Annotated in this window: 9 protein-coding genes and 1 pseudogene; 3 read left to right on the top strand and 7 right to left on the bottom strand. The window is 68.9% G+C overall.

All coding sequences use genetic code 11. The features are described 5' to 3' along the window. From JOZ00_RS26345 to JOZ00_RS26335, 3 genes are all read right to left on the bottom strand, one after another. A partial coding sequence (locus JOZ00_RS26345; RefSeq protein ID WP_293350383.1) for an AAA family ATPase occupies positions 1-1710 on the bottom strand: 1710 nt, incomplete at its 3' end. After that, the gene (gene pssA, locus JOZ00_RS26340; RefSeq protein ID WP_293350380.1) at positions 1707-2573 is read right to left on the bottom strand and encodes a CDP-diacylglycerol--serine O-phosphatidyltransferase; all 867 of its coding nucleotides are present in this window, start codon (positions 2571-2573) and stop codon (positions 1707-1709) included. The genes JOZ00_RS26345 and pssA, both read right to left, overlap by 4 nt. Next, complete coding sequence (locus JOZ00_RS26335) at positions 2570-3292, bottom strand: phosphatidylserine decarboxylase (protein ID WP_293350377.1); 723 nt, start codon at positions 3290-3292, stop codon at positions 2570-2572. The genes pssA and JOZ00_RS26335 overlap by 4 nt, the downstream gene beginning before the upstream one ends. 66 nt (positions 3293-3358) lie before the next feature. Between JOZ00_RS26335 and JOZ00_RS26330 the strand changes: the two genes are divergently transcribed. Continuing rightward, entirely contained in the window at positions 3359-4567 is a 1209-nt protein-coding gene (locus JOZ00_RS26330; protein WP_293350375.1) for an MFS transporter, read from the top strand. On the opposite strand, the gene glp is transcribed toward JOZ00_RS26330, so the two are convergent. Both glp and JOZ00_RS26320 read right to left on the bottom strand, forming a co-directional pair. After that, positions 4564-5769 carry a gephyrin-like molybdotransferase Glp gene (glp, locus tag JOZ00_RS26325; protein WP_293350372.1) on the bottom strand — a complete coding sequence of 402 codons (1206 nt, stop codon included), beginning with the start codon at positions 5767-5769 and terminating at the stop codon, positions 4564-4566. The two genes, JOZ00_RS26330 and glp, sit on opposite strands and share 4 nt — an antisense overlap. A gap of 7 nt (positions 5770-5776) precedes the next feature. Continuing rightward, complete coding sequence (locus tag JOZ00_RS26320; protein WP_293350369.1) at positions 5777-6739, bottom strand: SDR family NAD(P)-dependent oxidoreductase; 963 nt, start codon at positions 6737-6739, stop codon at positions 5777-5779. 66 nt (positions 6740-6805) lie between these two features. Here JOZ00_RS26320 and JOZ00_RS26315 point away from each other — a divergent pair, with 66 nt between their 5' ends. Then, positions 6806-7297: a VOC family protein gene (locus JOZ00_RS26315; RefSeq protein ID WP_293350366.1), complete on the top strand. Its 492-nt coding sequence runs from the start codon at positions 6806-6808 to the stop codon at positions 7295-7297. Beyond that, positions 7297-8736, top strand: a complete 1440-nt coding sequence (locus JOZ00_RS26310; RefSeq protein WP_293350364.1) for an NAD(P)/FAD-dependent oxidoreductase — start codon at positions 7297-7299, stop codon at positions 8734-8736. Before JOZ00_RS26315 ends, JOZ00_RS26310 begins: the two co-directional genes overlap by 1 nt. On the opposite strand, the gene JOZ00_RS26305 is transcribed toward JOZ00_RS26310, so the two are convergent. Then, on the bottom strand, positions 8721-9215 hold the full coding sequence (locus tag JOZ00_RS26305; RefSeq protein WP_293350361.1) for a cupin domain-containing protein: 495 nt from the start codon (positions 9213-9215) through the stop codon (positions 8721-8723). The two genes, JOZ00_RS26310 and JOZ00_RS26305, sit on opposite strands and share 16 nt — an antisense overlap. A 29-nt stretch (positions 9216-9244) precedes the next feature. Beyond that, positions 9245-9360, bottom strand: a pseudogene (locus tag JOZ00_RS26300) (short-chain dehydrogenase); the annotation flags it as partial.

The raw sequence follows: 9360 nt of genomic DNA, 5'->3' as shown, positions 1-9360 counted from the left end.
CGCGTCGATCTCGTCGAGGAACACCAGCGACGGGGCGGAATCGCGTGCGCGCCTGAACAATTCGCGGACAGCCTTTTCGGAGCTGCCCACCCACTTGTCCATCAGCTCGGAGCCCTTGACGGTGTGGACGCTGAGCTGCCCGGTGCTGGCAAGCGCGCGGACGATGAAGGTCTTGCCGCAACCGGGCGGGCCGTAGAGCAGCACACCGCGGGGCGGGTCGACACCCAGGCGCGCGAAAGTGTCGGGGTGTTGCAACGGCCAGAGGACGGCTTCGGTCAGCGCTTGTCGGGCCTCGGCCATGTCGCCGACATCGTCGAGCGTGACGTTGCCGACCGTCAGTTCTTCGCCGGCCGAGCGGGACAGTGGCCGGATGACGGTCAGCGCGCCGACGAGATCCTCCTGGCTGAGCTTCGGCGGCTGGCCGTCGGCGCTGGCCCGCGACGCCGCCCGCAGCGCCGCCTCGCGGATCAGCGCGGCCAGGTCGGCGACAACGAAACCCGGTGTCCGAGAGGCGATTTCGTCGAGGTCGAGGTCTTTGGTGGGCACCGCTTTCAGAAGTGACTCCAGCAACGCCTTGCGGGTGGCGGCGTCGGGCAGCGGCAAGCTCAGTTCCCGGTCGCACAGGTCGGGGGCCCGCAGCCGGGCGTCGAGCTGGTCGGGCCGCGCGGAGGTGGCGATCAATGCGACGCCCTCGGTGGCCACCGCGGTCCGCAGCTCGGAAAGGATCAGTGCGGCAACCGGTTCGACGGTGGCCGGCAGCAGGGCGTCGACATCGGTGATCAGCAGGACGCCGCCGCCATCCCGAACCGTCTTCACCGCGGAGGCCACGGTCCCCCGACGGTCGTCGGGCGCCAGCGCGCCAGCCTCGGGGCCGTCCAATGTGACGAGCCGGCGGTCGCCGCACACGGTCCGCACCAGCGTCACCTTGCCCACGCCGGCCGGGCCCGACACCAGCACCCCGAGGTTGGCGCCGGCGCCCAGGGTCTTCAGCAGGTGCGGTTCGTCGAGGGCGAGCTTGAGCCACTCGACGAGCTTGGCCGCCTGCGGCTGTGAGCCTTTGAGTTCTTCGACGACCATCACCGGGCTGGCGACTTCGACCGATATCCGCGATGACGACGGGGTGCCGGGCGCAACGCCCACGCCCCAGGTGACCAACGAGTTGGGTTGCACGCTGACGGGTCCGTACGGGTCGACGCCGGTGACGGTCAACAGCTCGGAGGTCCAGCTGATGCCCACCGAGGCGGCAAGCCTCCGGGAGGCCTCGGACGTTGAGGTGCCCGGGCCCAGATCCCGGGGCAGCAGCGACACGGCGTCGCCGACGGTCACCACCTTGCCGAGCAGCGCCTGCCGCAGCGTGACCGGCGTAATCGATTGGGAGGCAAGCGATGAGCCGGACAGCGTCACCGAGCGGGCGCCGTAGACGGTGACCGCGCCGACGATCACCGCGGTGCCCTCGCGCAGCCCGGCGTTGGACAGCGCCACGTCGTCGAGCAGCACGGTGCCTACCGGGGTGTCCGGGCCTGCCAGGCCCGCAACCGCCGCAGTGGTTCGCGACCCGGTCAGCGATACCGCGTCCCACTCCCGAATCCCCAGTGCGGCAACGGCACTCGGATGCAGTCGAATGACACCGCGGCGCGAGTCGACGGCGGAGGTGTTCAGCCGTGCGGTCAAAGTGAGCTGGCGACCCGCATCGTCAGCGGGGGCGGTCACGGCAGGCGCCCGCCCGGCTTGCGCAAGCCCAGCCGCGCCATCGAGCGGCGGTTCGGCTGTGCCCGGCGGGTTGCGCGCCGCGCGGCGCGGCGTTGCTTGGGGGCGTCCGCCCACGCCTCGGGGTGGGCGGCCAGCCAGCGCTGGTTGCGAACGGCGAACGGCACGTGGCACAGGTAGGCGATGATGATCACCCAGATCAGGACGTAGGGGGCCAGCACCGCGGCCGCCGCGCAGATTGCCAGGATGGCCAGCAGCGGGGCAGCCCAGTTGGGCGGCACCGCGGCGGCGTGCATCTTCCTCATCGGGATCTTGCTGATCATCAGGATCGAGGTCCCCGCGATCCAGATGCACAGGAAAACGGTCGACGTCCACCAGCCGTCGCCGAACTGCAGCTTGAGCCCGAGCAGACCGATCATCGAGATCGCACCCGCCGGCGCGGGCATCCCGACGAAGAATTCCCGCGTGTAAGCGGGCTGGCTGCCGTCGTCCTGCAGGGCGTTGAACCTCGCCAGCCGCAAGACGACGCACACCGCGTAGAGCAGGATCGCCACCCATCCCGCCGGCGAGTTGGTCAGCAGCGTCACGTACAGAACGATCGCGGGGGTCACGCCGAAGTTCACCGCGTCGGCCAGCGAGTCGATCTCCTCGCCCATCCGCGACTGAGCGTCCAGGATGCGGGCCACGCGGCCGTCCAGTCCGTCCAGGATGGCCGCCGCGGCGATCAGCGCCATCGCGGCCTTGGGCTGGTGTTCGAGGGCGAACCTGATCGCGGTCAACCCGGCGCAGATGGACAGCACAGTCATCGCGCTGGGGAGGATTTGCAGGTTGACCGGTGGTCTCCGGGCGCGCGGCTTGCTGATCATGGCAGCTCGGCCAGCACAGTCTCGCCGGCGATGGTGCGCTGACCGATCAGCACCAGCGGTTCGGCGCCGACCGGCAGGTAGGTGTCCAGTCGCGAGCCGAATCGGATCAGGCCGTAGGTGTCGCCGATCGACAACTTGTCCCCGACGTGCGCGTCGCAGATGATGCGACGCGCCAGCAGCCCGGCGACCTGCACGGCGACCACCTCTGCGCCGCTGCTCGTTCGGATCCGCAGACTGGTGCGTTCGTTCTCGGTGCTGGCCGCGGCGAGATCGGCCGAGCCGAAGCGGCCCGGCCGGTGCTGCACGTCGATCACTTCACCGCCGACGGGCGCGCGCTGCACGTGGGCGTCGAGCAGCGACAGGAAGATGCTGACCCGGGGCCGCGCCGCGTCGCCCATGTTGAGTTCGGCGGGCGGGGCGGCCGAGTCGATCACGCACACCACACCGTCGGCGGGGGCGACGACCGCGTTGGTTCGCGTCGGCGGGACCCGCGGCGGGTGGCGGAAGAATCCCGCGCAGGCGCCCGCCGCCAGCAGGCCCGCGCGGCGCAACCATCGGTAGTTGCGGCCTACAAGGGCCAGGCCCAGCCCGGCGGCGATGAACGGTCTCCCGGCCGGATGCACGGGTGGAATGGCGGAGCGCACCAGTTCCAGCACGTGCTGCGGGTTGAAGCTGGGGTCCTCGGCGGTGGGACTGACGGTCGGGGGGCGGCGTGCCACGCGGCTATCTTAGAAGAGCCCGGCCGCGGTTGGTTCGCGACTGCGATGGGAACGCCCACCTTCGAAATGCAAACTCACGATCGCGACGGTCTGGCGGCTCAGGTGCGGCGCGCGAAGGTCGGCGTCACCGCCACGTTCGTCGCACATGCCGTGGTGTTTTCGTCGTGGGCCGCCCACATTCCCCGGGTCAAGGCGGAGTTGGGCCTATCCGATGCCGCGCTGGGGACGGCGCTGTTCGGGGCGCCGCTGGGGTCGGTGGTGGCCACGCTGCTCAGCCACTGGGCGCTGCCCCGCTGGGGCAGCCACCGACTGATCCCCATCACGGTCGCGGGCTATGCCGCGACGGGCACGACGGTCGGGCTGGCCAGCTCGGGGCAGTCGCTGTTTTTCGCGCTGGCGTTGTGGGGGTTCTTCCAGGGCGGGCTGGACGTCGCGATGAACACGCAAGCCGGCACGGTCGAGCGGCTCGCGCGGGCCCCGATCATGGCGCGCTTCCACGCGATGTGGAGCGTCGGCGCGTTCCTGGGCGCCCTGATCGGCGCGGCGTGCGTCGCTGCGGGTGTCGGTCTGGCCCTGCAATTGGCGGTCCTCGGAGTGGTTGTCCTGATCGTCGTGGGGGCGCTCACCCGCCGCCTGCTCCCCGACCGGGTGCCGGGTACGTCGTCAACCTCGGATAAGACCAAGCGGTCGTGGCTGACGCCTACCGTCGCCATCCTGGCGACCGTGTCGTTCGTGTCGTTCCTGTGCGAGGGAGCCGCCACCGACTGGTCGGCCAACTACCTGCGCAACGTCGTCGGCGCGGGCCCGGCGGTTTCCGCGTTGAGCTACGCGGGTTACACCCTGTCCATGGTCGTCACCCGGTTGGGCGCACGCCGCCTGCATGCCCGGATGTCCAGCCGCCGGTTGCTGCCCGCCCTCGCGATCATCGCCGTGGCGGGAATGGCCGTGACGCTGGCGGCCGCCAATTCCGCTGTCAGCGTTGTCGGTTTCGCGTGTCTGGGTGTCGGCGTCGCGCTGCTGGTGCCGACCGCGTTCAGCGCCGCGTACGGCGCGAGCGGTACCGGCTCGGCGATCGCGATCGTCGCCGCGACCGGCTGGCTGGGCTACCTGCTCGGCCCGCCGCTCATCGGTCACTTAGCCGGTGCGGTCGGGCTCGCGGCCGCGCTGGTCACCATTCCGGTGATGATGTCGATCGTCGCGATCGCCATCCGCTGCACCGCCGCCTTTGACAAAGCCGACGAGTTTCACCGGGACGTGGCCAGCCCGGCGGGTTAGCTCAGATCCCAGACCTGCAGGCGGGTTCCCTCGGCGACTTCCACCACATCCTCGGGGATATCCAGCAAGCCGTTGGCCGACGCCAGCCAGCGAAGGTGATGCGATGCAGGCGGCCCGTAACTGGTGACGGTCTTCGCGTCGTGATCCAGCACCGCGCGGCGGAATTGGCGCTTGCCGCGCGGCGAGGTCAGCGATTCGGCCAGGACCGCGTCCCGGTGTGGACGCTCCGGATCCGGCAGCCCCATCGCCCTGCGGAGCGGGGGCCTGATGAACACCTCGAACGACACCAGCGAGCTGACCGGGTTGCCGGGCAGCGTGACGATGGTCGCCCCGGCCACGCGCCCGATGCCCTGTGGCATCCCCGGCTGCATGGCCACCTTCACGAATTCCACGCCCTGATCGCCCTCGCGGCCGAACGCGTCTTTGACGACCTCGTACGCCCCGGCGCTCACCCCGCCGCTGGTGATAATCAGATCGCTGTCACCGGCGTATCGATCGATGATCGCGGCGAACTGCGCAACGTCGTCGGTGGCCGTCGCCACGGAGACCACGTCGGCGCCGGCGTCGCGAACGGCGCCCGCCAGCATGATCGAGTTTGACTCGTAGATCTGCCCCGGCCGCAGCGGAGTGCCCGGCGGCACCAGCTCGGACCCGGTCGATACCACCAACACCCGCTGACGCGGAATCACCGGCAGCTCAGGCATTCCCAATGCTGCCGCCAAGCCCAGCACGGCCGGCATCACTACCTGGCCTTTGCGCAGGACGGTGGTGCCGGCAGCGACGTCCTCACCGGCCAGCCGGATGTGCTTGCCCGCCTCGCGTGGCCCCCGGATCTCGACGGAGTCCACCCCGCCGTCGGTGTCCTCGACCGGCACGATGGCCGTCGCTCCGGCCGGCACCGGCGCGCCGGTCATGATGCGGTGCGCGGTATGCGGTTGCAGCGTCAGCTCGTCGGTCCGCCCTGCGGGGATGTCCTCGGCGACCGGCAGCACCACCGGGTGTTCGGGTGTGGCGTCGGCGGTGTCCTCGGCGCGCACCGCGTAGCCGTCCATCGCGGAGTTGTCGAAGACGGGCAGCGCAAGCTGCGCGACCACGTCCTCGGCCAGGACCAGCCCTTGGGCCTCGGCCAGGGCGACCCTGACCGCAGGCCGGGCACGGATCAGTTCGGCTACGACGCGTTGATGTTCTTCGACGGACCGCACGGGGCCATTATCGGTCGACCAGGTTCGGAAAGCTCACGCCGGTGAGTTCTTCGGAGACGGTCCAGAGGCGGCGTTGCAGTTCCTCGTCGTGGGACTGCGCGCTGGACTTGACCAGCTTGGGACGGCCACGCTGCTCGAAAAAGCCGTCCGGGCCATAATATTCGCCGCCCTCGACGGCCGGATCGGTGGCCGCTCGCAGCGTCGGCAACGCGCCCATCGCCGGGCTCTGGAACAGCACCGGCCCCAGCACGGCCTTCAACGGCTGGAAAATCCCCGGCAGGTTGCGGGCGAGCTCGGTGTTGGAGCCCCCCGGGTGCGCGGCGACGGCGATGGTCTTCGTGTCGGGCTGGGCGGCCAGCCGGCGCTGCAGCTCGTAGGTGAACAACAGATTGGCGAGCTTGGACTGCCCGTAGGCGGCGATGCGGTCGTAGCCGTTTTCCCACTGCAGGTCGTCGAAGTGGATCGCCGCGCGCAGCCGGTGGCCGAGACTGCTGACGGTCACCACTCGCGAATCGCGCACCGCGACCAGGTTGTCGAGCAGCAGGCCCGTCAACGCGAAGTGGCCGAGATGGTTGGTTCCGAACTGCAATTCGAACCCGTCCTTGGTGACCTGCTTGGGCGTCCACATCACCCCGGCGTTGTTGATCAGCAAGTCGATCCGCGGGTAGGCCATTCGCAGCGCGTGCGCGGCGGAACGCACCGATTCCAGCGACGTCAGGTCCAGTTCCTGCAGGGTGACGTCTACTTTTCGGGCCCCTTGGCCCGTGGCGGCGACGATGCGCGAAAGCGCGGCGTTCCCCTTTTCCAGATCGCGAACGGCGAGCACGACATGCGCGCCGCGGTAGGCCAGGACGGCGGCCGTTTGATACCCGATGCCGGTGTTGGCGCCGGTGATGACAGCGACGCGGCCGCTCTGATCGCCAACATCGGCCTCCGACCATCCGCGGCTGTCTTTTCCGTTGGAAGCCATGGCCCCCAAACATACTCATTCGGCTTGGCCATCGCCGGGTGGGCGATCGAGCGCTAGGTTGAGAACGTGATTACCGGAATGGCCCACAGCGGAGTGTGCGTCCCGGACTGCGAGGCCGCGGTCGCGTTCTATCGCGACGTATTGGGCCTGCGTGTGCTCTCGCCGCCATATGTCATGGCCGGTAATGCCATTCGCGCCGACATGGGCGAGCTGGTGTCCGATCCCAGCATGAAGGCGGCCATCCTCGGATTCGACGACGACGGCGACCGGGTGCTCGAAGTGATCGAATACCTGGGCTTGAAGGGGGACGGGGCCGGCTCGGACGAGCGTGCTCGCGCTGCCGTCTCCGATCACGGGTTGTCCCACGTCGGATTGATCTGCACCGATATCGACGCCACCCGGGCCGAACTCGAGCGCAAGGGAGTGCGTTTCCTGGTCAGCGGAATCGCCGACGTGGCCCGAGTGCGCACCACCTGGTTCGTCGACCCATGGGGTGTTGTGTTCATCCTGGTGGAAAAGAGCCGGCCCGACCGTCCCTATTTCGCGCAGGGAGTCTGATGGTCCCCAAGCCCACGGTCGGGATCATCGGCGCGGGCGCCGGCGGCATCGCGATGGGGATCCAGCTGGCCGAGGGCGGCTACGAGTTCACCATCTTCGACCGAGCCGACGGGTTCGGCGGGACCTGGCGGCACAACACCTTTCCGGGCGCGGCCTGCGACGTCCCGTCGCATCTGTATTCGTATTCCTTTGCGCTGAACCCGCGGTGGAGCAAGACGTATGCCAACCAGCCGGAGATCCTGGCCTATCTCGAACGGGTCGCCGCCCAGCACGGGTTGACCCCGCACCTGCGGCCGGGCACCGCGATCAACACGGCGCGGTGGTCGGACATGCGGCGACGCTGGACGCTGATCACCGACGACGGAGACGAGCACGAATTCGACGTCGTGGTCAGCGCCGTCGGGATGCTCGATGTGCCCCACATCCCGGATATTCCAGGCGCACAACGGTTTCGGGGCCGACGCTTCCATTCGTCTCGTTGGGATCACAGCAAGTCGACGGCGGGGGAGCGGGTGGCCTCCATCGGCACCGGGGCCAGTGCGATCCAATACGTGCCCGCGATCGCGCGAAAAACCGGGCATCTCACGCTGTTTCAGCGGACCCCGATCTGGATCGCGCCACGGTTCGACTTTCCGTTCAGCTCAGAGCAACACGAACTGTTCGAGCGCGACCCCGCGACGGCGCAAAAGCTGCGCGACGAGGCCTTCGACGCCTATGAGTCGGCCAGCTTCGACACCGACCACGCGCAGACGCGCGAGGCGACCGAGCTGGCCCGTAGTTACCTGCACCGCAAGGTATCCGACCCCGACTTGCGGGCGAAGCTGACGCCGGACTACCCGGCCGGCTGCAAGCGGCCGCTGATGTCTCGTGACTGGTACCCGACCTTCGCGCTGCCCAACGTCAGCCTGGAAACCACCGCGATCGCCGAGCTGACCGAACGCGGCGTGCGCACCGTCGACGGCGTCGAACACCGCGTCGACACGATCATCTACGGCACCGGATTCAAAGCCGCTGACTATCTCGCCAGCATCGACGTCTACGGGACGGGCGGCCGTCATCTCCGCGAGGAGTGGACACAGGGCGCCGAGGCCTACCTCGGCACGCTGGTGGCCGGGTATCCGAATTTCTTTATGCTGTACGGCCCCAACACGAACGGGGTCAACTCGATCATCTACATCCACGAGGCGCAGACGACCTTCATCCGGCACATCCTCGACGTGCTCGGTGACCGTGGTGCGCGCACCGTCGAGGTGACGCCCGATGCGCAGCGCCGCTACAACGACGAGATCCAGGCCGACATGGTGGGCAAGGTCTGGCTCGCCTGCACCAATTACTTCCGGCATCCCAGCGGCAAAGTCGTCACCCAATTGCCTTACAGCGGAAGGAAATTCTTCGAGCGCACCCGCGCGATGGTCGAAGACGATTACTGGACGAAGTAGTTGTCGTGGCGGACGAACCACTCCCGCCGCTCGTCATCGGTCATATCGCCCAGCGCCGCAAACCCCTCGAAGTAGGCCTCGCGCGGCGCGCCGGGAGCGAAGAGCATCAGGATCGACGCCGGCTCGTCGGCCTCGTTCCGGAAACCGTGGACGCCGCCCGGCGGGACATACAGGAAATCGCCCTGGTGGCCGTCGACCCACTCGTTGCCGTCGTAAAGCTTCATCGTCCCGGATAGAACGAAGAAAGCTTCCGACATCGCGCGGTGGAAGTGCGGTCCGGGACCGCCGCCGGCCGGGCCGATGTCGACCCGGTACAGGCCGTAGTCGCCGTCGGTGGCCTGCTGATTGGCCAGGTAGTGGTACTTGACCGCGGGCGTCTCATAGTCCGGCGGCTGGTCGGCCCGCTTGAGCCACGCGCTGGCCTCCGGCTCGTCGGCGGTATAGCGGGGCGGCGGGTAGGGCGGCACGACGAGGGACATGCCTTTAGTGTCGCCCCCGCCGCGCGGAGTCAGTCGAAGTGATAGACAACGCCGGTGAGTTCCTCGGAGACCGCCCACAGCCGGCGCTGCACGTCGACGTCGTGGGACTTGGCGCTCGACGCGACGACCTTCGGGTAGCCCCGCG

It is taken from the genome of Mycobacterium sp. (assembly GCF_019243155.1).
GTDB lineage: Bacteria > Actinomycetota > Actinomycetes > Mycobacteriales > Mycobacteriaceae > Mycobacterium.
The sequence above is the reverse complement of the archived record's forward strand: the minus strand, read 5'-3'. Positions and strand labels throughout refer to the sequence as shown.

Excerpts from the sequence above, each read along its gene's own strand:
- pssA (WP_293350380.1), bottom strand. The coding sequence starts at position 2,573 with ATGATCAGCAAGCCGCGCGCCCGGAGACCACCGGTCAACCTGCAAATC.
- JOZ00_RS26330 (WP_293350375.1), top strand. The coding sequence starts at position 3,359 with ATGCAAACTCACGATCGCGACGGTCTGGCGGCTCAGGTGCGGCGCGCG.
- JOZ00_RS26320 (WP_293350369.1), bottom strand. The coding sequence starts at position 6,739 with ATGGCTTCCAACGGAAAAGACAGCCGCGGATGGTCGGAGGCCGATGTT.
- JOZ00_RS26310 (WP_293350364.1), top strand. The coding sequence starts at position 7,297 with ATGGTCCCCAAGCCCACGGTCGGGATCATCGGCGCGGGCGCCGGCGGC.
- JOZ00_RS26305 (WP_293350361.1), bottom strand. The coding sequence starts at position 9,215 with ATGTCCCTCGTCGTGCCGCCCTACCCGCCGCCCCGCTATACCGCCGAC.